Origin of the sequence: Paraburkholderia sp. PREW-6R, assembly GCF_039621805.1 — a bacterium.
Lineage (GTDB): Bacteria > Pseudomonadota > Gammaproteobacteria > Burkholderiales > Burkholderiaceae > Paraburkholderia.
This window is the reverse complement of record NZ_CP155074.1, coordinates 1702592-1724688: the sequence shown is the minus strand read 5'-3', so window position 1 is coordinate 1724688 and position 22097 is coordinate 1702592. Positions and strand designations below refer to the sequence as shown.

Annotated in this window: 19 protein-coding genes; 9 read left to right on the top strand and 10 right to left on the bottom strand. The window is 63.8% G+C overall.

The genetic code is table 11. The features are described 5' to 3' along the window. The 5 genes from AAGS40_RS22835 to AAGS40_RS22815 all read right to left on the bottom strand — a co-directional run bounded on the left by AAGS40_RS22835 (position 1) and on the right by AAGS40_RS22815 (position 6117). Positions 1 to 1050 carry a glycosyltransferase gene (locus tag AAGS40_RS22835; RefSeq protein ID WP_345816551.1) on the bottom strand — a complete coding sequence of 350 codons (1050 nt, stop codon included), beginning with the start codon at positions 1048 to 1050 and terminating at the stop codon, positions 1 to 3. 26 nt (positions 1051 to 1076) lie between these two features. Further along, positions 1077 to 2822, bottom strand: coding sequence for a carbamoyltransferase C-terminal domain-containing protein (locus tag AAGS40_RS22830; protein WP_345815168.1), 1746 nt, complete (start codon positions 2820 to 2822; stop codon positions 1077 to 1079). A 23-nt stretch (positions 2823 to 2845) separates the two neighbouring features. Further along, positions 2846 to 4102 (bottom strand): lipopolysaccharide heptosyltransferase II, encoded by a 1257-nt coding sequence (gene waaF, locus AAGS40_RS22825; RefSeq protein WP_345815167.1) that lies wholly within the window; start codon positions 4100 to 4102, stop codon positions 2846 to 2848. Beyond that, entirely contained in the window at positions 4099 to 4728 is a 630-nt protein-coding gene (locus tag AAGS40_RS22820; protein ID WP_345815166.1) for an HAD family hydrolase, read from the bottom strand. The genes waaF and AAGS40_RS22820 overlap by 4 nt, the downstream gene beginning before the upstream one ends. 93 nt (positions 4729 to 4821) lie before the next feature. Further along, complete coding sequence (locus AAGS40_RS22815) at positions 4822 to 6117, bottom strand: glycosyltransferase family 1 protein (RefSeq protein WP_345815165.1); 1296 nt, start codon at positions 6115 to 6117, stop codon at positions 4822 to 4824. A gap of 413 nt (positions 6118 to 6530) precedes the next feature. Between AAGS40_RS22815 and AAGS40_RS22810 the strand changes: the two genes are divergently transcribed. After that, positions 6531 to 9230 (top strand): ATP-binding cassette domain-containing protein, encoded by a 2700-nt coding sequence (locus tag AAGS40_RS22810; protein WP_345815163.1) that lies wholly within the window; start codon positions 6531 to 6533, stop codon positions 9228 to 9230. A gap of 24 nt (positions 9231 to 9254) precedes the next feature. Here the strand turns inward: AAGS40_RS22810 and AAGS40_RS22805 are convergent, their stop codons facing one another. From AAGS40_RS22805 to AAGS40_RS22795, 3 genes are all read right to left on the bottom strand, one after another. Beyond that, complete coding sequence (locus AAGS40_RS22805; RefSeq protein WP_345815161.1) at positions 9255 to 10199, bottom strand: glycosyltransferase; 945 nt, start codon at positions 10197 to 10199, stop codon at positions 9255 to 9257. A gap of 15 nt (positions 10200 to 10214) precedes the next feature. Then, entirely contained in the window at positions 10215 to 10970 is a 756-nt protein-coding gene (locus AAGS40_RS22800; RefSeq protein ID WP_345815160.1) for a PIG-L family deacetylase, read from the bottom strand. 90 nt (positions 10971 to 11060) lie between these two features. After that, positions 11061 to 12986: a thiamine pyrophosphate-dependent enzyme gene (locus AAGS40_RS22795; protein ID WP_345815159.1), complete on the bottom strand. Its 1926-nt coding sequence runs from the start codon at positions 12984 to 12986 to the stop codon at positions 11061 to 11063. 167 nt (positions 12987 to 13153) lie between these two features. Between AAGS40_RS22795 and AAGS40_RS22790 the strand changes: the two genes are divergently transcribed. Both AAGS40_RS22790 and AAGS40_RS22785 read left to right on the top strand, forming a co-directional pair. Further along, entirely contained in the window at positions 13154 to 13696 is a 543-nt protein-coding gene (locus AAGS40_RS22790; RefSeq protein ID WP_345815158.1) for a hypothetical protein, read from the top strand. Between the two features lie 85 nt (positions 13697 to 13781). After that, on the top strand, positions 13782 to 14222 hold the full coding sequence (locus AAGS40_RS22785; RefSeq protein ID WP_345815157.1) for an SET domain-containing protein-lysine N-methyltransferase: 441 nt from the start codon (positions 13782 to 13784) through the stop codon (positions 14220 to 14222). Between the two features lie 8 nt (positions 14223 to 14230). On the opposite strand, the gene AAGS40_RS22780 is transcribed toward AAGS40_RS22785, so the two are convergent. Beyond that, entirely contained in the window at positions 14231 to 15121 is an 891-nt protein-coding gene (locus tag AAGS40_RS22780; protein WP_345815156.1) for a LysR substrate-binding domain-containing protein, read from the bottom strand. Positions 15122 to 15231: 110 nt separating this feature from the next. On the opposite strand from AAGS40_RS22780, the gene AAGS40_RS22775 reads away from it, so the two are divergent. Further along, positions 15232 to 15702, top strand: coding sequence for a cupin domain-containing protein (locus AAGS40_RS22775; protein ID WP_345815155.1), 471 nt, complete (start codon positions 15232 to 15234; stop codon positions 15700 to 15702). A 6-nt stretch (positions 15703 to 15708) separates the two neighbouring features. On the opposite strand, the gene AAGS40_RS22770 is transcribed toward AAGS40_RS22775, so the two are convergent. After that, complete coding sequence (locus AAGS40_RS22770; protein WP_345815153.1) at positions 15709 to 16401, bottom strand: NnrU family protein; 693 nt, start codon at positions 16399 to 16401, stop codon at positions 15709 to 15711. A gap of 224 nt (positions 16402 to 16625) precedes the next feature. On the opposite strand from AAGS40_RS22770, the gene AAGS40_RS22765 reads away from it, so the two are divergent. From AAGS40_RS22765 to AAGS40_RS22745, 5 genes are all read left to right on the top strand, one after another. Then, complete coding sequence (locus AAGS40_RS22765; RefSeq protein ID WP_345815152.1) at positions 16626 to 17030, top strand: Hsp20/alpha crystallin family protein; 405 nt, start codon at positions 16626 to 16628, stop codon at positions 17028 to 17030. Between the two features lie 33 nt (positions 17031 to 17063). Beyond that, positions 17064 to 19463 carry an endopeptidase La gene (gene lon, locus AAGS40_RS22760; protein WP_345815151.1) on the top strand — a complete coding sequence of 800 codons (2400 nt, stop codon included), beginning with the start codon at positions 17064 to 17066 and terminating at the stop codon, positions 19461 to 19463. A gap of 168 nt (positions 19464 to 19631) precedes the next feature. Next, positions 19632 to 20660, top strand: coding sequence for an SGNH/GDSL hydrolase family protein (locus AAGS40_RS22755; RefSeq protein WP_345815150.1), 1029 nt, complete (start codon positions 19632 to 19634; stop codon positions 20658 to 20660). 241 nt (positions 20661 to 20901) lie between these two features. Further along, positions 20902 to 21522, top strand: a complete 621-nt coding sequence (locus AAGS40_RS22750; RefSeq protein ID WP_345815149.1) for a chromate transporter — start codon at positions 20902 to 20904, stop codon at positions 21520 to 21522. Positions 21523 to 21552: 30 nt separating this feature from the next. Further along, positions 21553 to 22089: a chromate transporter gene (locus tag AAGS40_RS22745; RefSeq protein WP_345815148.1), complete on the top strand. Its 537-nt coding sequence runs from the start codon at positions 21553 to 21555 to the stop codon at positions 22087 to 22089. Positions 22090 to 22097: the final 8 nt, after the last annotated feature.

Sequence of the window (22097 nt, the reverse complement as noted above, 5' to 3'; positions counted from 1 at the left end):
TCATAGAAAGAACACCCTGAAACGGAAGGCGCCATAAAGCCGCCAGAAGATCGAAAGAAACGGAATCGGAATCGACGTCCACGCCATTTCGGCGATGTGTCGTATGCCGTGATCGCGGCCCCGCAAACGGATCATGCAGAAGTAGCCGGTCAAACCCAGCCATGCAATCAGCGCGGTGAGCGCCGTGGCCGTGTCGCCCACGGAAGCCCCGATCAACATGATCAGCGCCGCGCACAGAATCGCGTAGTAGAGCAGCGGTGGCGTCGAGCGGATTCTCGTCTTGAAGAGTTCGGGGTGTTTCTTGTAGAGCAGCGCGTCGAACTGGCTCTTCTTCTGTTGCGCAATGCTCACGCCCCAATGCGCGGGCCGCACGGGATGCACCACCACGGCGTCAGGCGCGCGGACGATCTCGCCGCCCGCCTGCATCAGCGTGAACTGCAGGTCGGAGTCTTCGCGCCATGCGGAAGTAAAGCGTTCGTCGAAGCCACCCGTCGTGACGAGAAACGAGCGAGCGACGAACGCGTTCGCCGTGGCGAATTCGGCGCGTTCCAGGCCGCTTGCGTCCGCCTCGTAATCGGTCGGCGTGGGCGGCAGCGGCACGACGATCGCACCCGTGGCGGCTGCCGCGCCTCGCGCCAGGGCTTCGACGCCGGCGGTCAGCCAGTGCGGATCGGGGAGCGTATCGTCGTCGGTAAAGGCAATGACGGGCGCACGCGCCTCGCGCCAGCCCGCATTGCGCGCGCCGGCCGGACCTTGCGTCCGGGTAACCGGTACGTAGCGCACCGCAAGACCTCGCTCCGCCTGCGAGCGTGCAAAACGCTCGACGCACGCTCGTGTCGCGTCGTCAGGTCCGTCGTCGCAGACCACGATCTCGTATCGATCCGGCGGGAAGTCCTGCTCGCACAGCGCGGCCAGACACGCCGCGAGCATCGAAGGGCGGCGGTAAGTCGGCACGACCACGGCGACATCCAGGTGCGCAAGCAGCGCCCCAGGAAAGCCCGCGGCAACGGGCTCGTCAACGGCTGACGGATTGGTGAGGCCGCCGCCCATGTCGATTGGAGCCGGCGTCAGCGAACTCATGCGCGCGCTCCTACTTTCTCGACGAGGAACGGGCCGATCACGAGTGCGTCGAGCGGCGACGTCCAGAACGATTCGACCGCATCGCGCGGCGAATTCACCATCGGCTCACCACGCGTGTTGAACGACGTATTGACCAGAATCGGTACGCCGGTGCGTCGCCGGAACGCGTCCAGCAGGTCGTAATACAGCGCATGCTGCGAGCGGTTGACGGTCTGTACGCGCGCCGTTCCGTCCACGTGGCGCACGGCCGGAATGCGCTCGGCCTTTTCCTCGCGCACGTCGAACACGAACAGCATGAATGGCGCGACCTTGCCGTCGACAAACCATTCGTTCGCATGTTCTTCCATCACGACGGGCGCAACCGGGCGGAAATCTTCTCGGTCCTTGATCTCGTTGAGCTTCGCCTGCATCTGCGGGTCCACGGGTGACGCTAGGATGGAGCGCGCGCCGAGTGCGCGCGGTCCGAATTCGGTACGCCCCTGGTACCAGCCGATGACTTTGCCGTCGGCGAGAAGATCGGCGGTGTCGGCGGCTATGTCGGAAAGACGGCGGTAGGGTATTTTCGACCAGCTCAGGAATTGCTCGATCTCCGCTTCGCTGTACTCCGGGCCGAGGTACGCGTGATCCATGCTCCAGAGGCGTTGCCGGTCGCCGCGCGCGTCGCGTTCGCGGTAGTCGATCCAGAGGGCCGCGCCGAGCGCAGTGCCCGCATCGCCCGCGGCGGGCTGAACCCACACGTCGTCGAAAGGTCCCAGGTCGCGCAGTTTTGCGTTCATCACGCAGTTCAACGCAACGCCGCCCGCCATGCTGAGTCTGCTGAGACCCGTTTGCCGATGCAGCCAGCCGGCCAGTTGCAACACGGTCTCTTCGAGCACGCTTTGCAGCGAATGCGCGATATCGAAATGGCGCTGCTCGAGCGGGCCGCCGCGCTCGCGGGGCGGCCCAAAGCGCTCGACGAGACGCGGCGCCTCGACGGTATAAGTCCCGTCGTTGCGATAGCGAACGATCTCGCGGAATACATCGACATAAAGCGGCTTGCCGTAAGAGGCCAACGCCATCACTTTGTACTCGTCCGACGAGTGCAGGAAGCCCAGCCAGTCCGTGACGGCCTCGTACAGCAGACCCAGCGAATGCGGCAGCTCGACCTGCCTGAGCCGCGTGTATTCGCCGCCGACGAACTGCCCCATACTCGTCGTCACGCCTTCGCCGCGGCCGTCCATGGTCAGCACCGCGGTGTCCCCGAACGGCGCGGCGAGAAACGCACTTGCCTCGTGCGCCAGATGATGATCGACAAAGTGCCATTTGAAGCCGTTGTCCCGATCCACGCCCTGAAAACGCTTTTTCAGATGATGCGGCGCGCCGTCGAGCAATTGGCCTTTGGCGTTGGCAATGTAGCTCAGGAAAAGCGGGTCCCACGGCGATGCGGACGGATCCGTCAGACGGGTGTTCGCAGGATCGAACGGCAACTCGATGGTCGCGCCAGGCCGCTTCGGCATACCGCCGAAAAGCGTCGGGTCGTAGGAATAGGCGACGTGATCCACATCGGCGAGCGTGATGCCCGCGGCTTTGAGGCAGTAGTCGATCGCGTCGAACGGCAGTTGCCAGGTCGAGAATGGAACGGGTCGCTTCGCGTGCTTGACGTGCGTGAAGCGTTCATCTTCGGCGGCGGCGATCACCACGCCATCTTGCAGCAAGGCTGCCGCACTATCGTGATAGACGGCGTTGATTCCGAGTGTGTACATGGACGTTCGCATCGAAAAAGGGTTCAGGGAGCGACAGGTTCGTCGGCAAGCGGCGGCGAATCGGTATCACTGATGTCGTCGGCGCGGGATAGGGTCTGCGCGTGATCGGCCGGATCGTTTGAGCGTTTCTGCATTGACGCGCGCAATTCAAGCGCAGCGTGCACGACCTCGTCCGGCGTGACACCGAGCAGACACGCGTGATGCTGCTGCGGACACACGCTGCGATAGCACCAGCGGCAAGGGACGTCGCGAAAGAGCACGCGGTGCGGTGTTTGCCACGGGGTGTGCTGCGGGTTGGTCAGCGCGTAGAGGTCGACCACGGGCGTGCCCAATGCGGAGGCGAGATGCACCGGCCCGCTGTTGTTCGACACGAGCACGCTCGCCCCTTCGATCAACGCGGCCAGTTCGCCAAGCGTGAGCGCGCCGCTCAGGTCGTGCAATTGCGCGCCGACATCGGCGGCCGCCGCGCGGATCACCGCTTCGACCAGCGGCCGTTCGCTGGAACTGCCTGTGATCAGCAATGACGCACCGGTTTCGCGCGCGAGCCGCGTGGCGACTGCGCCGAAGCGCTCCGGCGGATAGCGGCGCGATGCCGCGGTTGCGCCGGGATGCAGCACAATGCAGTCCGCCTCGCGACCGACGCCGCGCGCCACGAGCTGCGCCCTCAGCGTGCGCCGGTCGGCGTCGGCAACGCGAAATTGCATACGTGTGCTCGCTGCCTGCGCGCCAACGTGGCGCACGAGATCGAGCTGGCGCTGCACTTCATGACGCGTGTGCTGTTGCGGCTCTGGTTCGCGCAGCCAGTCTGTCAGCAGCGCATACGGATTCTCGCGGCAGTGCGCGAGACGGCGGGGAATGCCGGCCAGATAGCACAGCATGGCGGCCGGCAATGGGCTTTGGCTATAAACGGTGAAGATCACGGCGGCGTCGAAGCCGCCACGCCGCAGACGTTCCTGCATCCGCTGATCGTCGGCGAGCGTGCGCGTGCCGTTCAGCGGATGCGCGACCCACGGTGCGTCGTACTCGATCACGTCGTCGACGTCATCGAGAAACGGCGCGAGCGCCACACCGCTGCGCGACGCAAGCAGTGTGATGTGACGATCCGGAGCGGATTGTCGTAACGCATGCAGCGCAGGTGTCGTCATCAGCACGTCACCGAGATTGTCGAGACGCACGCACAGAATCCGTCTGACATCGTCGCCCCATTGCACTGCGAGCGAGGGTTCGGATACCCTCGCGTGCGCAAGCGTCGGTTGCGGAAGCTGAAGCGGAGCATTCATTCAGCGGCTTCCTCGCGCGTCGGTACGGGGCGAAGCGCATTGACTACATCGGTGCGAATGGCAACGCCGCTGTTCTGCACGACGATGCGGGCGGCCTCATCAAGGTCGGCTGCGCAAGCGCTGGGTACACGATACTCACCTTCAATCCACTCGGTTTCATGACCGTTGTCGAGAAGTATCGTCTTGCAACCGGCGCGGTTGCCCGCTTCAACATCATGGAGAATGTCGCCGATAAACCAGCTTCGGGCCAGATCGATCCTGTGCTCATGGGCTGCGCGCAACAGTAGTCCGGGCGCCGGCTTGCGGCATTCGCACACGGCCCGGTAACGCTCGACGGGGCCATCCGGATGGTGCGGACACCAGTAAATGCCGCTCAACGTCGCGCCACATCCCGCAAACATGCTGTGCAATCTCGCTTCGACCTGGCTCAACGCCGCGTGCTCGAATTTGCCAAGCGCGACGCCTGACTGGTTGCTGATGATGAACAACTGAAACGGCTGAGTCGCAAGTAACGTCAACGCTTCCCGCGCGCCAGGCGCGAAACGCATCAGCGCGGGGTCGACGTTGTACGGCACGTCGTCGAGCAGCGTGCCGTCCTTGTCGAGAAACACAGCGGGTCGCATCATGACTATCCATACGAAAAACGTCGGCGTTGACAGGTCACCAGCAAGCAGGCAGTGCCCGATCTCCAGGCGTCGATACGCGAAGCGTGGCGGAATCTAGCGAAACGACGAACCCGACGCGACGCGTTGCGGCAGCGCTGTCCCCTCGTCGTCCATGCGGGCCGGCACAAGCCGTGCCGCGCGGGCGTAGATCTGCGCGAGCGCATCGCCGACACCCCGCCACGTGAACTCCGCGCGGGCACGGGCCAGTCCGGCTTCGCCCATGCGCCGCGCGAGACCGGGATCACGCCGCAACTGGTCGAGGCGCGAGGCGAGCGCGGCAGGGTCGCGCGGCGGCACCAGGAATCCCGTGATGCCGTCGACGACTGAATAGCGCACTCCGCCGACATCCGCGCCAATGACAGGCGTGCCGCAGGCCATCGCCTCGACTGGCGTAATGCCGAACGGCTCGTACCACGGCGTGGTCACGAACACATCGGCGGCGCTGTAAAAATAACGTAGCTGTGCGCGGCCACGGCGGCCGACGAATTCAGTCTGCTCGGCGACTCCGCATTCCCGCGCGATGCCGCGCAACCGTGCGATCTCCGGCGTGGCTATCTCGTTGGGCGCGTCGGAGTTGCCACCCACTACATACAGTCGAGCCGACGCCCGGAACACCTGTTTCAGGATGCCGACGCCGCGCACCACATTGTCGATGCCCTTGCGCTGCACGAGCCGGCCAAGTTGTAGCACTGTGAATTCGTCCTTGTGCCAGCCGAGTGCTTCGCGCGCGGCGGCGCGTTCTATTGGCCTGAATTCGTCCGCGTCGAATCCACACGGCACGATCTGAATACGCGATGAATCGGCGGCGTAATGCTCGACCAGATCGGCTTCGTCTTGCGGGCATTCGGCAACGACGATGTCCGACTGCGCTACCAGTTCGTCTTCAATCGCGAAGCGCGCGTCCGGAAAACCATCGTCGGCGCCCTGATGAATTCGCCGCACGCGCCCAAGCGCATGAAACGTGGTGACAAGCGGAACGCCCAGCGCGGCCTTCACTTTCATCGCGGCAAGACCCGACATGAAGAAGTTCGCATGCATGACCTGATACGGGTCCTCCTCCCGCCGGAAGAACTCGATCAGAAACGCGGCGAACTCGTCCATGAATGGCAGCAGCTGTTCTTTGGGCAGTTGCTTCGGCGGTCCCGCAGGCACATGGATCACGCGCGCGCCGTCCATCTCGGAGATAAGTGGGAGCAGCGCGCGATCGCGCCGTGTGAAGACATCCACTTGATGTCCCATTTCGACGAGTTGTCGCGCGACATTCGCCACATAGATGTTTTGTCCTCCGCTGTCCACGCCGCCGGCGGCAGCAAGTGGCGACGCGTGTTCACTGATGAGAGCGATTTTCATGAGGTTCCTTGGAAAAAGGCCTTGGGGGACGTCGATGATCGCTTCTCTGAGCACGCAGAAAGACCAGCTTGCTGTAACGACGATGACATGTGGCGACAGAGCATGCGGTGTGCCAATCGCGGCGCGGGGGCCGTGAAAGGCGCCAAGCGCTTTGTACACGGGGCATAGCTGGAAGGCGCGCCCTTATTTTTATCCGGAGAAGCGCTGTGGCGTTCCCTGTTTTTACAATGGCGCGCCTGACTCCCTGCCTTCATCAATACTTGGCACTACGATAGATTGAGCTGGGCGGCGCTGCGGAGTGTGGCGCGTTATACCGCATGTCTGTCGTATTTCCATGACCGAGCAGGCGCAACGCTTGCTCAGTGAACGCCGCCGTGCCGACGGCCGTGCCGAAACCTTGTTTCACGATGAATATGACGCCAAACCCAGCACAGCCGCCCCGCGTACGATTGACGAGCCGGATTGCCGGCGATCTGACGCGTGCCGTATGGCGTTATCGCAAAGCCACCCTCCTATCACTGTTATTGATGGTGGCCGCCAAGCTTTCGACCGTACTCATTCCGCTTGCGCTGAAGCATATTGTCGACGAGCTCAGCAGGCCGCTCGCCCAGGCGCTGTTCCCCGTTTTCCTCATACTCGCTTATGCGCTATTGCGCCTACTTGGCGATACGTTGAACGAAGCGCGGGACGTGGTGTTCAGCATTGTCACGCAGCGCACAGTGGCGGCTTTCACGGAGCGGACCTTTTCGCACCTGCATCGGATGAGTGCGCGATTTCACGCGCGGCGCGAAACGGGTTCGATCGTACGCGACGTGCAAAAAGGCGCCGACGGAATTGGTTTTCTACTCGGCACGGCGCTCTTCACCATTGTGCCGACTGCGTTCGAGATCACCACGATCATTGCGATCATGGTGCGCAATTACGCGCGCGAGTTCACGATCACTATCGCAGTGACATTCATCTGCTACGCGACGTATACGTTTATCTTCACACGGCGGCGCGTTGCATTCCAACGCGCGGTCAACGCGCTCGAAGCGCAGTCGGACGGCAGGCTGGTGGACAGTCTGCTCAATTACGATACCGTCAAATACTTCGCGACAGAAGAGACCGAGACTCGCCGGCTAAGCGAAGTGCTCGATAAGTGGGTTCACGCACGAACCGCGAATCAACGCGCTCTGACTGCGTTGCATGTCGGGCAGAGCACGGTAATTGCACTTGGCATTGCGGCCATCATGCTGCTCGCTGCGCAGCAGGTGGTGGCGGGCAGCCTGAGCGTCGGCGACCTCATTCTGGTCAATGCCTATATCGTGCAGATCTGCATGCCGTTGAACACGCTTGGCTTTGTGTTTCGCGAGACGAACGACGCACTGGTGAATGTGGAGCGCATGTTTGCGATTCTCGACACGCGTGGACGTGTCGGTGAGGATATCGACGACCCCGCGGCGAAGCCTCTCGTAGTAACAGCGGGGAAGATCGACTTCGAGCATGTGGACTTCGGCTACGATCCCGCCCGCCAGATTCTGCGCGATGTCGATTTTCACGCGTATGCCGGCAAGACGCTCGCGGTGGTAGGCGGTAGCGGGTCGGGCAAGTCGACGATCATCAAACTCCTGTTCCGGCTCTATCAGCCGGGGCGCGGTACGATTCGCATCGACGGGCAGGACATCAGCCAGGTCACGCAGAAAAGCCTGCGTGATGCGATTGGTATCGTGCCGCAGGATACCGTGCTGTTCAACGAGACGATCGCCTACAACATTGCATATGGACGACCGGGTGCGACGCGTGCGGACGTGGTGCGGGCGGCGCGTGCCGCGCAACTGGACGAGTTCATCGAACGATTGCCGGATCATTACGACACGCGTGTCGGCGAGCGCGGTGTACGGCTCTCCGGCGGCGAGCGGCAACGTATCGCGATTGCCCGCGCCATTCTGAAAGACCCGCGCATCATCGTATTCGACGAAGCGACCTCGGCGCTCGACACGCGTTCTGAGCGCGCAATACAGTCAGAGCTGACCCGCCTTGCGCAGGGTCGTACGTCAATCGTCATCGCTCACCGGCTTTCAACGGTGGTCGATGCCGACTGGATTCTCGTGATGGAGCATGGCAGAGTCGTGGAGCAAGGAACCCACCGCGAATTGCTTTCGCGCGATGGTGTGTATGCGAAGATGTGGTCGCTGCAATGGCAACAAGGCGAACTCGAACATGCGCAGCGCAAGCTGACTGCGCAATCGGTAAGCGTGGCTGCACTGACCGCGGGTGTCATTGATGCATTGCACGACGACACCACGTTGCGGGGTGTGAGTTTGCAAGCGGAGCTTGCAGACAATGATCTGCGCGTGACCGGCGATCCGAGCGTGTTGCAACCGCTGATCGTCGAGTTATGCCGCAACGAGATCGCGCAAACGCAGCCGGGTCAGCGCATCGTGCTGCGTGTCGAGCGTCACAACAACCATGCGTGGATCAGTGTGCTCGGTGCGGTCGGCGAGCCGGCCGAGCTGTCGCAACCCGTCGCGCGTCATCTGGAGTCGTCGTTGGCTGCTGCGGGCGGCGGATTTACGCTCATGCCGCTGCATGGGCGGCTTGCGTATGTCGCGATGCTGCCGCTTCATCCCGTGGCGGGGGCGGCAACGCATGTCGTGCCGAACGGGGGTGTCGGCGGTCGCCAGCCGCTCGACGAAATGCTTGTGCTGGCCATCGACGATCAGGAAGAGGCGCGCGATGCGCTCGAAGCCGTGCTCAGCGCGAATGGCGCACGGGTGCAGCTTGCGTCCTCGGGTGCGCAGGCGCTGGAATGGTTGGCTGAAACCGAAACATCTGAATGGCCGCAGGTTCTGTTGTGCGACATTGTGCTTGCGGGCGAGGAGGGTTACGACGTGCTGCGCGAGGTCAGGGCGCTGGAAGTCAAGCGCGACATACCGCCGGATTCCCGCATGGCGGCCATCGCGCTGACAGGCTACGCAGAAGCCGAAGACCGCCTGCGATCCACGCAAGCGGGCTTCAACGCGCATTTGAGCAAGCCGGTTTCGCCCGATAGACTCATCGCGGAAATAGCGCATTGCACGGGTAAGTCTGTCGAAGGCTTTCCGGCTTCTGCAGCGTCGGGAACAGTATGAGGCCTCCGGCTTGGCCGGAGCCGCTCAGGTACGCACGTCGATGTTGCCGACGGCGGTTTTTGTACCGGTATTCGCCGCTCCCGCAAACAGCTGGCGGCTGGTTGACCGGACACGCTTGCGCAGTGCAAGGACATGCTGCGGCACGACGCGCCGCTGCAATAGCGTCCAGGACAATCCGCGAACGAGCGCCACGCTGTCCTGCAGAAAATGGCCTTCTCGCGCAAGCAGGCTGAACGCGCGCAGCGTGGCGAGGCACGCCTCCTGCCAGGGCAGCCGCAACCACGCCACCCACGCGGCATTACGTGCCAGCGTGCGACGCCGCAGGCCGGCATCACGTTTTGCGGAGGGGCGATGATGAACCGTCAACTGGTCGCAATAGACGATCGCATGCTCCGCGGCAAGCACGTCGAGTGCGACCAGTTCCTCCTCGCCGCCAACAAAGAGCCGGGGTTCATAGCCCCCCACGTCGCGAAACAAGGCAGTGCGAAATACGCATGCGCCCGCCATGTAGCCGACCAGCGCCGGACCCGGAAGTCCGTCACTGCCGAGCGGACTCGCGCGCATTGCAAGGCAGGTCGGGTCGGTCACTTCGTCTTCACCTACTACGACGCGCGCACTCAGCACACCGACGTTCGGCCATGCGTCGAGCAATTGCACGGCGCGCTCGAGCGAGCCGGGTTCCCACCACGTGTCGTCGTCGCAGAAGGCCACGTAGTCCGTGCCTACGCAGGCGGCGGCGTGATTGCGGCCCGCAGCGCCGATATTCCCGCCGCATTCGATGATGCACACCATCGGAAACAACGCTTTGACGAGCGCGACAGTCTTGTCGTCGGATGCGTTATCGGCCACGAAAATGGTCGGGTTTTCTGGAAGCGCCACCAGATGCTCCAGCGTGGCAATCAGTTCGTCGGCGCGATTATGGGTCAATACGACAACGGAAATGCGCCGGGCAAGCGGGTTTCTTTCCATGCTATCCACGTTCTTTTAACGATGCGATGACAGCGTCGAGCAAGCGTTGTGCCTGTCATCCGATGAACTCGACGCAGGAACGATAGCGCTGGCGTCGAGTCGCCAGTAACGTTCCGCCGAATGCAGGCCCGCCAGGCCGTCAGGACCGAAGGCGCGCAACTGGCTTTGGTAGGCTGCAATGGCGGCATGCTTCGTTTGATGATGCCGCGCATCATATTCAGTCGGAAAGGCATCAGCGGGATAAGCCGTGAAGCCTTGTGCGTCGAGCACTCGCCTGCGCTCTTCAGCAATGCCTGGCATGTTTCGGTAGGGCACGTCTTCATACACATAAGTCTGAAAAGGCCGCTGCGCGTGACATTTCATGACGGTCAGACAGGCATCGGTCACGAGCGTGTGATCCGAGTGGTAAAGCCCCATCGGTATGAAGAGCAGGGGAGGCTTGAGCCGGGAGATCATCTGTTCAAGTGCGGCAGCAAGCGATTCGTTCGATGGTGAGGATAGGTATTGGGCGTCGCAAAACGGCAGATGGAACGGTTGCGCGTTCAACAATGCGAGTGCGCGGACGTCCTCCGCCTTGCGCGCCTGCATCGCTTCGAAGGCGTCAGTGAAACCGGATTGTCTGTCCCAGTCTGTGGACATGTTTTCATGCGGTGGCGCTGTAAATACGGTGCACACCGTGGCGCCCGGATGAACGGCCATCAGCAGTCCGCAACTCAGCACCGCATCGTCGAGATGCGGTGACACGATAAGCAGGCGTTGGTCGGATGCCATCTGGTGTCCTACTGGAAGAAGCATGCATTCAAGTCCCCGGGCTGACAGCAAGCGCTATTCCTCGCCTTTCGCCGGGCAGCCGCGCAGCACTCAGGCCTTCAACTGGCTCGGCATCGAAACCGGCTCCGCAGGATCTACGTGAATTTCGAGCAATGCGGGGCCTTGGGTGCGCAGCAACGCGTCGATCGCGGGCTTCAACTCGCCGGGCTGCGCACAGCGCGAACCTGCCGCACCGCAGGCCACGGCGACTGCGGCGAAGTCGATGCCGCCCAGGTCGCACCCATACGGCGGATTGCCCAATTCCTTCTGTTCGAAGACCACTTCCGCCAGCATGTCGTTGCGCAGCACGATTACCTTGACCGGCAAGCGGTTTTTCACGGCGGTCGAGAGTTCCGCCATTAACATCGCAAAGCCGCCGTCACCAACAATTGCAACGACCTGCCGCCCCGGATTCGCAAGTTGGGCGGCAATCGAAAACGGCAGGCCGGGGCCCATTGTCGCGAGCATGCCGGTAGCCACGACTTGCTGCTGCCGGCGCAGCGTCAGGAAGCGCGCGGAGAAATGTGTGTTGGCACCGCAATCGAGGCACACCACGGCGTCCGGCGCGAGCGCGTCGCTGATCGCGCGAATCACGCTTTGCGGTCGCAGCGGCGTGCGCTCGGTCGCAGCGACGCGGTCCAGCAACGCATTCCATTGCGTGACGCGTGCCTGACTTTCGCGTAGGAACACATCGTCTTTCTGACGCAGCAGCGGCAGCAATGCGCGCAACGTTTCGTTCGAGTCGCCGACGAGGCCGACTTCCACCGGAAAGCGCAAGCCGATCCGGTCCGCTTTCAGGTCGATCTGCACGCCCCGCGCGCTGCCGGGCCTGGGATACGAGTCCACCCAGGGCATGGTCGAGCCGATGATCAGAACCGTATCGCAGCGGCGCATGGCTTCTTCCGACGGCACGGTGCCCAGGTGGCCGATTCCGCCCGTGGAATACGGCGAATCGTCCGGCAGCACGGTTCGGCCGAGCAGCGCTTTGGCCACTGGAGCATTCAGCCGCGCCGCGATCTGTTCGAGTTCGGTGCTTGCGCCGAGCGCGCCTTGGCCCGCGAGTATGGCGACGCGGTGGCCTGCGTTGATCACGTCGGCGGCGGCTTGCAAATCGGCCCGTGACGGCGTGGCCGCGGGCCGGCTCCACGCAGTCGACGTGCGAAGGCCGTGGTTTTCCATCGACGCCTTGTCGTCGGCGAGACGCATGCCCTGCACGTCTTTCGGAATCGCAAGGTGCGCGACGCCGCGCGAGCCCAGCGCGCTGCGGCAGGCGATATCGGCGACCACGAGCGCATGTCGCGGCCCGCTGACCGCCATGTTATAGAGCGCGACGTCCTGCATCAGCGCGGGCGTGTTCACGCCTTGCTGAAAGCGCGTGCCGAGCAGATCGTGGAACGTGAGACCGGTGATCGCGAGAACGGGCGCGCCGTCAAAGTGAGCGTCGTACAGGCCATTCATCAGATGCACCGCGCCGGGACCGGTGGTCGCGAGACAGACGCCGAGCCGGCCGGTCGCCTTGGCCCACCCGGACGCCATGAACGCGGCGGCCTCCTCATGCCGCACGCCGATGAAGCGGATCTTGTCCTGATGCACGCGCAATGCTTCGATAATCGGATTGATGCCGTCGCCGACCATGCCGAATACGTGGTCCACGTCCCACGCTAGCAACGTCTGCACGATGATGTCAGACGTGGTGGCCTGATCTGCCGCGTTGAAGCCCGGCTGGCGATCCTGATTGACGGGTTGACCCTGCGTCGGGCCCGCCTGTGAGCCGTCCGTTTGCGCACCGGCCATGCGTGCCGATAACAGACCCGCTCCGCCTGTCGCTGCCGCCCGTAGCAGCGAGCGGCGCTGTAGCGACCGGGGTTCGCCGTCGTGCGACGTCCGCGTGTCGTCGTGTGCATCCGCTCCGGCGGCCGCATCGGCGTCGGCGGCTGCGGCTCGCGCGTCGCGGCCGGATTGGGAAGGCAAAGTCATGGCATGCTCCTGATAGCCCGATGGACGCGCGAACGCATGGTGTGCGCGATATCCAACGGCGAGCAACGCGCGATCCTGCCGATTCCGTTACAGGTTTCGTGCACATGACTTTCGGCATGGCGAGCGCTGTCACGACAACGTATCTCAGCAATAGGGAGTGGGAAATAGTGCCGAGAGTCTGCGCATCGGATCCGTTCGTCATCTTCGAGCGTGCCGTTATCAATCTGTACGACGGCGGCGTGTTGTCGCCGGCCGTGCTCGAACGTGTGATAGGCGCGTTTGCAGCGGCCGGCGTGGATTGGTCGACCGCGCCGCGCGAGCATTCGGTCGACGGCCGCAGCCTGCATGACATCGTCGTGCTGACAATGCTACCGGGCGACGCGTTGGAATCGCCGTCGGACTCATTTGCAACCGTGGTCGAACACATCGCGGGCGCGTCGGCTTCGACTGGCAGTGCCAGGACGCGCGCCAAAGCAACCGCCGCTGACGCCGGAAGCAAGCCGCCGCGCAGTCAGGGCAAAACGCGAAAACAGGCCAAAGCTGCCGAAGCAGACGAAGACGAGGAATCGGAGGAACTGCTGACGCAACTGTCTGGCAGCGCGCAGCCCGATAAGCGCCGCCGCGCGAAGAAAGAAGAGCCGCCTGCGAGCGGCTCGAAGGGTTTCAATCCGTTCCTGAACGCCGCGCTTCCGCGAAGCAGAAAAACGTGACGCGCCGCACGCGATTCATCACGTTGCAGTGGATGCGGGAATTTGACGCTTCTATACTGACGCCGACATTAGTCGAGGAAACATCATGCGTCGCGTGATCGTCAGGCAGTCTTCAATTCACGGCAAAGGCGTGTTCGCCATGTTGCCGCTCGCGGCAGGTGAACGCGTCCTTCGATACAAGGGCGAAATCACGACGTGGCGCGACGCCGTTCGACGGCACCGGCGCGAAGGCGTCGAAGGGCATACATTTCTGTTCGGCCTTTCCGACGGGCGCGTGATCGACGGTAGCCGCGGCGGTAATAGCGCGCGCTGGCTGAATCATGCCTGCGCGCCGAACTGCGAAGCGATCGAAGACGCGGGCCGCATCTTCATTCATACGCTGCGCAGGATCAAAGCCGGCGAGGAACTGTTCATCGAGTATTTTCTCGCCACCGAATCCGCGCCCGACGACGATCTTCGTGCGCAGTACGCATGCCGCTGCGCGGCAGCGTGCTGTCGTCACTCGATGCTCGCGGAAGCGGACTAAGTGCGCCGCTAATCTGCGCGCAGGTTCATCAACGCGGTGACCAGCGCTTCGACACGCGCAGGCCGGGTTCGCGATCCCGGCACGATCACATTGACGGGCAGCGGAGCCGGGCGGCAATGCGGCAGCAGTTCCTGCAGCGCGCCGCTATCGAGGTAGCGGCGCGCCATGAATTCCGGTATTTGCACGACGCCGGCGCTTTGAACCGCCGCGTTGACCAGCGCTTCACCATGACTGATACGGAAGCGCGTCTTCGGCGTGATGGTGACAGGCTCGCCGCGGTCGATAAATTCGAGTGGCCGTTCGCGGCCGCTGGTCGGCATCCTGAACGCGACCACTGCATGATGCGTCAGATCGCCGACGCCGCGAATCTTCGGGTGGGCGGCAAGGTAGTCCGGGCTCGCGCACAGAACCAGCGGCTGCGAATCGAACTGGCGCGCAATCATGCTCGAATCGTTCAACGTACCGAAGCGAATGACCGCGTCGAGTCCTTCCCTGACGAGATCAACCTGTTCGTCTGATAGCCGAAGATCGGCTTCCAGCGCGGGATAGCGCCGCTGCAACGCGGTGAGCACCGGCAACACTACCCGTGTGCCGTAACCGATCGGCGCGCCGACGCGCAGCACGCCGGTGGGTGCGCCGGCGTCCGCGACGCTGTGCAGATCGAGCGCATCGATTTCGTCGAGCAGGCGCGAACATCGGGCGAAGAGCGTCTGACCTTCCGCCGTCATCTGCACCGAGCGTGTCGTGCGATGAAAGAGCCGGACGCCGAGTTCCTGTTCGAGTCGCGCAATGCTTTTTGCCACCGACGAAGGCGCGAGACTCAGTTCGCGGGCGGCGCGCGCAAAGCTGCCATGCCGCCCGACCGCGGCGAAGTTGAGGAACTGGCTGAGGTTTTTCATCAGGTATTCCCGACAAACTGTCATCAATGAAACGGCACCGAGGCGACCAGTCAGCAATGCATACCGAGGTAGATTGAGTGCGTGACTCAATCGAACCGAAAGGAACCTGTATGCGCTTTCAGAACATCACACCAATCGAATACGATTTTGGCGGGTCGCGTGCGCGACTGCTGGTGTCCGGCGAGCAGTCCGCCGGATCGTACTGCATGATCGAAATCTTCTCGCCGGCAGGCCGTGCCACGCCCAACCACAAGCACGGGCGCGAGGACGAAACGATCCACATGCTGGACGGCGAACTCGATGTCGACATCGAGGGGACGCTGCACACGCTGCACGCGGGTGACACGTTGATGCTGCACAGGGGCACCGCGCATCAACTGATCAACCGTTCGGGGCGCACGGCGCGTTACCTCGTGTTGTGTGCTCCGGCAGGTTTCGACGAATTCGTCGCAAGTTGTGCCGAGCGGTTGTCCGCGCCGTTCGATCCCGCGCCGCCGAGCGAAGCCGCGAAAGACAGGATGCGCGCGGCGGCGCCGAAGTTCGGCATTACGCTTCTGCCGCCGGGTGCCGCGAAGGGCTGATTCCGGTCACAGCCAGCGCCAGATGCCGGCAGCCCATCCGGCAAGCGGAATGTGTGCCCAGGTGGCCGCGAGCCACACGACGAGGCCGCCGAGCAGTGCGTGCAGACCGAAGCCGCCGAGCCTGGCGCGGCCGGCGAGGATCGCTGCGAATGGCAGATAGCTGGTCTTCGATTCCCATTCGCGCCAGAAATCGGACTGCAGCCGCTCCTTTTTCCGATCCTGCAACGCTGCGCCGCCGAGTGCCAGGACGGTGATCGCCGCTGCGACAACGATGTTCTTGCCGACCGGGAACACCGCGATATGACACAGGCCCCATAGCGCGAACGCCCACATCATCGGGTGGCGCGTCACCGCGAACACACCGCTTGCCCGTTCGGGCAACGCGGCAGGCTGGCCGCCGGTCGGCATGGCGGGATTGCGGATCAGCGAGCCCAGCAGCAGAATCGCGGCGATCAGCATGACCACGGTGACGATCACCCAGATGCCGTTGCCGACGTCCCAGAGCGGCGCCGTAAGCGGCGCCCTCAGGTAGGCGGTCACCATCCAGCCGAGCGTGACGAACGCCACGAGGGAATACACGATCTGAAAGCCCCGCTCGCCGACCATCCGAACCACCGGTCCCCGCAGCGGGTGCGACAAAAGGAAGTGACTACCCACGAAGGCGACTGCGGCCGCCACCACTGCGCTGATGCTTCCCATCGATCAGGCTCCTCGGTTGTGTCCGCCAGTGGGTGCGGTCTGAATCTGGCAGGCGTACCCGTGCGCGTGTCGTCGAGGATACAGCATGCCGACGGGCCGGCCTGGCATGCCAGTCGGTGCAGCAATGGGATCTGCGCCGGTCGACCTTGACAGTCATGGCGTATTTGCCTTTGATGGATGAACAGCCAGTGTCAGGCTGACGGAAAACAGGCAGGGAGCCGTTCGTGTCCATCACCCGCCATACCATCATGTGGGAAGCCGCCATCGACGCGCTGCAACGCGCCGAGCGCTTGCACCGGCAGTTTTTCCGGCTCGCGGGGCAGCGCTCGCGTGTACCCGTGTGGGAGCCGCCAATCGAGGTGTTCGAACGTGATGGGCTGCTGGTGATCGTGGTCGCACTGCCCGGCGTGTCGCCCGATCAGGTGATCCTCAGCCTGGAGGGCTCCGCGCTCGTCGTGACCGCGGAGAGGACGTTGCCTCATGTGGCGGCCGGCGGTGCGGTCCACTGCCTCGAAATTCCGTATGGCCGCTTTGAGCGGCATATCCAGCTGCCTGCGGGGCGTTATCGCCTCGCGCGGCGCGACTCGGAAAACGGTTGCCTGCTGCTGGACTTCGAACGGCTGGATTGAGCCCGGCGCATACCGGGGCATCGAGGAGCGAAGATGAGCACGGACGGCGAGAGCGCGGCCACACAGTCCGACGCGGCGAGCGGGCAGGCTGCCGCCGCTTCTGCGTTGCCGAAGGACACCCTGATCCTGCTGCCGGTGCGTAATCTGGTACTGTTTCCAGGCATGGTGCTGCCGCTTAGCGCAGGGCGCGGTCAGGCGAAAGAAGACGTGCAGGCGGCGGTCAGACGTCAGCAACCGCTAGGTGTCGTGCTGCAACGCGACCCGCAGTTGCAGGACCCGCCCCTCGACGATCTGCACAAGGTCGGCACCGTTGCGACCGTGCTGCGCTACGTCACGAGTCCGGACGACGGCGCGCACCACCTGATCTGCCAGGGCGTGGAACGCTTCCGTCTGCTCGGTCCCGCCGATGTAACCGGCTTTCGCGCCGCCAAGGTGGAGCTTCTACCCGACACGAACCAGCGCGACTCGGCGGTCGATGCGCGTGCGCTGGTGCTGCGGCAACGCGCCGGCGAACTGATCGGCCTGCTGCCGAACGCGGGCGGCGAACTCGTGCGGGCGCTGGACGCCATCGAGTCGCCCGGACTCCTCGCCGATACCGTGGCGGGTCTGCTCGACATTCCCGCCGATCGCAAGCAGGACATCCTCGAAACACTCGATTTGACCAAGCGTCTCGACAAGGTGCTCGACGCCGTTGCCGGGCGCATCGAAGTGCTGCGTCTGTCGCAGGAGATCGGCGAGCAGACGCGCGGGCGGCTCGATCAGCGTCAACGTGAAATGATGCTGCGCGAGCAACTCAGAACGATCCAGCACGAACTCGGCGAAAACGCCGAGAATCGCGAAGAGGCGCGCAAGCTGGCCGAAGGCATCGAGGCGGCGCACATGCCGCCCGATACCGAGGCGCATGCCCGCAAGGAACTCGCTCGACTGGAGCGGATGCCGGAGGCGTCGTCCGAGTATTCGATCAGCGTGACCTACCTCGAATGGCTGACGGAACTGCCGTGGCAACTTCGGCCGGAAGCGCCGATCGACATCGGCCGCGCCCGGGAGATTCTCGACCACGCGCACTTCGGGCTCGACAAGGTAAAACGCCGCATCCTCGAATACCTCGGCGTGCGCAAGCTCAATCCGGCTGGCAAGGCGCCGATCCTCTGTTTTCTCGGGCCGCCCGGCGTGGGCAAGACATCGCTCGGGCAGAGCATTGCGCGAGCGCTGGAGCGGCCGTTCGTGCGCGTAAGCCTGGGCGGCGTGCATGATGAAGCGGAAATTCGCGGCCATCGGCGCACCTACATTGGCGCGATGCCGGGCAACATCATTCAGGCGATCCGCAAGGCGGGCGCGCGCAATTGCGTCATGCTGCTGGACGAACTCGACAAGCTCGGTCAGGGTGCGCACGGCGACCCGGCGGCGGCCATGCTCGAAGTTCTGGACCCCGAGCAGAATGCGACTTTCAGGGATAACTATCTGGGCGTGCCGTTCGACCTGTCCGCCGTGGTCTTCGTCGCCACGGCCAACCAGTCCGACGGCATTCCCGGACCGTTGCGCGACCGGATGGAAGTGCTCGATCTGCCGGGTTACACCGAGGCGGAAAAGTTCGAGATCGCGCGGCGCTACCTCGTGCCGCGTCAACTGGAAGCGTGCGGGCTGACGTCCGCCCAATGTGAGCTGAGCGACGAGGCCTTGCATTCGATCATTCGCGATTACACGCGCGAGGCCGGCGTGCGCAGTCTGGAGCGGCAGATCGGCGCGGTGTTCCGGTATGTGGCGTTGCGGGTCGCGGAGGACCCCAGCACTTACGAGCGGATCGAGACAGATCGCCTGCCGGCCATACTGGGACATCGGCGCTTCGAAAGTGAAGTGGCCATGCGTACGAGTTTGCCGGGCGTCGTCACCGGGCTGGCGTGGACGCCGGTCGGCGGCGATCTGCTTTTCATCGAGGCGAGCAGCACGCCGGGTCGCGGCGTGCTGACGCTCACCGGCCAGCTGGGCAACGTCATGAAGGAAAGCGCGCAGGCCGCGCTGACGCTCGTCAAGTCGCGCTGCGAGTCGCTGAATATCGACTGCGCGAGCTTCGACAAGCGCGATATCCACGTGCACGTGCCGGCCGGCGCAGTGCCGAAGGACGGCCCGAGCGCGGGCGTCGCCATGTTCGTTGCCATAGCGTCGCTCCTGATGGACCAGGCCGTGCGCAGCGATTGCGCGGTGACGGGCGAGATCAGCCTCAGAGGCGTCGTGCTGCCAGTGGGCGGCATCAAGGAGAAAGTACTCGCCGCGTTGCGCGGCGGCATCAAGACGGTGCTGCTGCCCGCGCGTAATGGTCCCGACCTCGAAGACATTCCCGCCGATGCGCGCAGTCAGATGCGCTTCGTGCTGCTGGAGACGGTCGATGACGCGCTGCGGGAGATCATCGAGAAGAAGGACGCGAGCGCGGCTTAGCCGGGCCACCCGCTGACGACGCGTCGGCGTCGCAGCCTGGGTTGGCGCTTGCGCCGGCGCGGTTACGTGCTGCACATTTATTGCTTGTCACCTCACTGCCATGCGGGCAATGCGCGATCTGACGCCGTCATGTCGTCGCAACGCCCTGTCTGGCAAGGAGACGTGGCAATGCAAAGATTAGGAGACACGGTACGCGCTGCAATTTTTGCCGTCGCGATGACTGCGCTGTCAGGATGCGGCGGCGGACACGGCAGCGGTTCGAGCAGCAGCGGCGGCAGTACGTCGACGGTGCCGGGCGGCGTGAATCTGCAGGTCGTCTCGTTCGGCGACAGTCTTTCGGACGTCGGCACTTATGCGCCGATCGCGAGCGCCGTCGGTGGAGGCCGCTTCACTACCAATCCCGGCCAGGTGTGGTCGCAGGATGTCGCGCAGTACTACGGCGGCTCGCTGAGCGCCGCGTACACCATCGACCTGACACACAAGCTGAGCGCACAGAACGGTCTGGGCTACGCCGAGGGCGGCTCCACGGTGGCCACGCCCGCCAGTCAGTCCGACTTCCTGACCGACGTGATCGGCAACATCGAGATGCCTGTTACCCAGCAGGTCACGAGCTATCTGTCCGCGCACGGGAGCTTCAATGCCAATCAGCTGGTGCTCGTATGGGCCGGCGCGAACGACGTGCTGCGCGCAGGTGCGCCGCCGGCCGCCACGCCGATCGTGCAGACAGCGGCGACGACGCTTGGCCAGGTGGTGACGCAGATCGTCCAGAACGGCGCGACGCATGTCGTGGTGGTTAACGTGCCGAATATCGGACTGTCGCCCGAGGGGCTTGCCACGTCCGACCACGGCGCGGCGCTGTCAGAGTTGTCGCAAACCTTCAACGACAGCCTCAATGCCGCGTTGCAGGCCAACGGCGTGCAAACCAGGGTCATTCAGGTGGATGCCTTCACGTGGCTGAACGGGATCATTGCAAACTTCCAGTCCAACGGGTTCGCTGTGTCCAACACGGGTATCGCGTGCGATCCAAACAAGACGCCGGACCAGACGGCGTTGCTATGTTCGCCGGCCACTTATGTGAGCGCCAATGCCGATCAGACATACATGTTCGCCGACAAGCTACATCCGACTACGCATCTGCACGCACTCTTCGCGCAGTATGTCGAGCAGCAGATCGCGAAGTCAGGGCTGGGTCACTGAGACCGCACGGGAGCGATCCGCTTGCGCATGGCGCCGCCGGTTATCATGCGGCTCGGGACTGAGCTGCTGTGGTCGGCCGCTGGGGTTGGCAGCTGTAGTCGGCCGCTGGGGTCGGCAGCTGTGGTCGGCCGCTGTAGTCAGCCGCTGTAGTCGCCAGTATTGGTCGCCCGTTGTGCGCCCGTGATGGCGGCGCGCGGCGACGGCCCGGGCTTACCAACAGACTGGTCAGGAAAAATAGTCGATGAACGATGGCGCACGGGAACGAGACGAAGCGAGTCGCGACAGCACCTTAGCCGGTCCGCAAGCGGCGTTTGCGACACCCGCGCCGGGCGCGCTCGAACTTTTCCTGATCTTCTCGAGAATCGGACTCACCAGCTTTGGCGGCGGCCTCAGCGGCTGGTTCATGCGCGAATTCGTGCAAGACCGTCATTGGCTTTCCGAGGACGAGTTTCTCGACGGCCTTGCGCTCTCGCAGGCCTTGCCGGGTGTGAACATCAAGAATCTCGCGATCTGGATAGGGCACCGTCTGCTCGGCTGGCGCGGCGCGCTGGCCGGCTTTTGCGGCATCATCTTTCCGCCGGCGGTGGGGATCGTCATTCTCGGCGTCTTTTTCGCCGCCATTTCCGGCTTCCCGCTGACGCATATTGCGCTGGCGGGCGCCGCGGCCGGGGCGATCGGCCTGTCTCTGTCGATGGCGATCACAGCGGTGCGCCGCTTGCCGCGCCGCGTCGTCCCGTGTGCGGTATTCGTCGCCACCTTCATTGCCATTGCGATTTTCAGGCTGCCGCTCGTCTGGACCGTGCTGATTGCGGGAGGCTTGAACGTGGCTTACGAATACGTGCGCGCCCCGCGCGAAAACTGACCACGATTTACTTCCTACTGCGAGTTTTTTTTGTCCCGCATACTGATCGCGCTTTTTTCCGTCTTCGCGCCGCTTTCGATCGTGACTGTCGGCGGCGGCCAGGCCATCATCGCCGACATCCAGCGGCAGGTCGTCGACGTCCATCACTGGATGACCCACGCACAGTTCGTCAACGACTTCGCGATCGCCCGGCTCGCGCCAGGGCCCGGCTCGTTGCTCGCGACGCTGATCGGCTGGCAGGTGGGCGGCGTGGCCGGCGCGGTGGTGGCCACGCTGTCGCTCTTCCTGCCGACCGCGTTTGTCATGTACGGCGTCGCCCATCTGTGGACGAAGCACCGTGGCGCGCGTTGGCAGGTCGCGCTGCAATCGGGCTTGCGCCCGGTCGCAGCCGGCTTGATCCTCGCCGCCGTCTATGTCTTGGTGAAGGGTCTGGAAGGCGGCTGGATTGCGTGGGTCACGGCGCTCGTCGCAACGGGCATTGTCATGACGACGCGAGTGAACGCACTGCTGGTGATTGCGGGCGCGGCGGGCGTGTTCGTGCTGCTTCACCTGGCCGGCGCGCTTTAGGCTGACAT